The organism is Acidovorax sp. KPB24-03 (assembly GCF_057546605.1).
The window spans coordinates 1-1,627 of sequence record NZ_BAAJYR010000596.1; the positions used below are offsets into that span (position 1 = coordinate 1).

Genomic DNA, 1,627 nt, shown 5'->3' on the forward strand with positions numbered 1-1,627 from the left:
CCATCGCCGCGCCCCCCCGCCGCCGCAGCAGCAGCGCCCGCAGCAGGCGGCAAGCACAACGCCGACGACTGGGAGACCTTCTGACAGCTTGCGGCCGGCCGCGCCGGCGATGCGGGGCGCAGCGGCGCACCGCATGCCGGAATGCACGGTTTCCTCCCGTGCAACCCCTGCCTGAAACCCGCTTTGCCCGTGCTACGCTGGCTGCCATGTTCAATCCGTCCCAAGCCGATGTGCGGCGCTTTTTCTGCGCCGTGTACGCCAAATCCCAGGCCGGCCAGCCCATGGAAGCCATCGAGACCCTGGCCAGCCTGTGGATCGCAGAGCACCCCGAATACCACGCCGATCTGGCCGATGTCGATGCAGCCCTGGCCCGCAACTACGACGAGACGCCGGACCGCACCAACCCCTTCCTGCATCTGTCCATGCACCTGTCGATCAGCGAGCAGTGCAGCATCGACCAGCCCCGCGGCATCCGCCAGGCGGTCGAACTGCTGGCCGCCCGCAAGGACTCGCTGCTCGATGCGCACCATGCCGCCATGGAATGCCTGGGACAGATGCTGTGGGAAAGCCAGCGTTCCGGCCGCCCGCCCGATGGCGATGCATATGTCGCCTGCGTGCAGCGGCGCGCCACCCGGGACTGAGGGCTCACCGCCTGCCGCACGCCGCCATGTCCAGAACCGCCCTCCAGATCGCTGACCGGCTGGCAGCGTCGCCCGCCGCCGCGGCAGCTCCTCGGGCCAGGCCGCACCGTGCACGGTGCCCACGCACCCGCGGTGCCCTCGCACCCGACCAGGGGGCCTGACATGCGCCGGTGGCAGATTTCGCTGCGCACCGCCATTGCCGTCCCGTTCGCCGTGCTGTTCGCGGCCACCGTGGCATTGCATGCCTTCACGCAGCAGCGGCAGATCGGCCACCTGATCGACCAGGAAAGCGTGCGGCTGCTGGACGCCGTGACGCTCACCGCCCGGGACCGGCTGTCGCGCTTTCTCTCCCGGCCCTTCGAGATCCAGCGCGACATCGCCGATGCGATCGGCCGCCACGGCCTGTACCAGCCGGGCGACATGCGGCCCATCCACGAACACCTGCGCGCCGTGTTCGACGCCCTGTACCGCGACGAGCGGCAGATCAGCCTGCTGAGCTTCGGCAGCCGCGACGGCGAATACACCGGCATGCGCCGCGAAGCGGACGGCTTTCGGCTCATCCTCAAGGACCGCTCCACCGAGGGCCTGATGCACGTGTACCAGAGCGGCACGCCCGACGCGGTGTCGGCCTCGTTCCGCGGCTACGACCCGCGCATCCGGCCCTGGTATGTGCCCGTGGCCCGGTCCGGGCGCGCGGGCTGGTCGCCGATCTACACCACGGCCGGAGAGCGCGCCGATGTGACCATCTCGGCCGCATCCGCCGTGATCGCCAGCGGCCAGATGGTGGGCGTGATGGAGGCCGATGTGCGCCTGGACACGCTCAACCAGTTCCTGCGGGACGACCCCTTGCGCGGGAACGGCCACATCTTCATCCTGGACACGGAGCAGCGGCTGGTGGCGCAGTCCGAGGGCGGCTCGGTGCTGTCGGAGCAGCCCGCCCCGCGCGGCGGAGAGCGGGAGCGGCTCACCGCCGGCCGGAGCGCCAG

General features: G+C 70.7%; 2 protein-coding genes. Both read left to right on the forward strand.

Annotation, left to right across the window (positions count from 1 at the left end; all coding sequences use genetic code 11):
• The first annotated feature begins 206 nt into the window (after positions 1-206).
• Positions 207-641 (forward strand): DUF1841 family protein, encoded by a 435-nt coding sequence (locus AC27KI_RS24335; protein ID WP_284393307.1) that lies wholly within the window; start codon positions 207-209, stop codon positions 639-641.
• A gap of 162 nt (positions 642-803) precedes the next feature.
• The coding region (locus tag AC27KI_RS24340) for a PDC sensor domain-containing protein (RefSeq protein WP_487116317.1) at positions 804-1,627 on the forward strand (824 nt) is incomplete at its 3' end.

Coding starts and splice junctions, on each gene's coding strand:
- AC27KI_RS24335 (WP_284393307.1), top strand. CDS start 207: ATGTTCAATCCGTCCCAAGCCGATGTGCGGCGCTTTTTCTGCGCCGTG.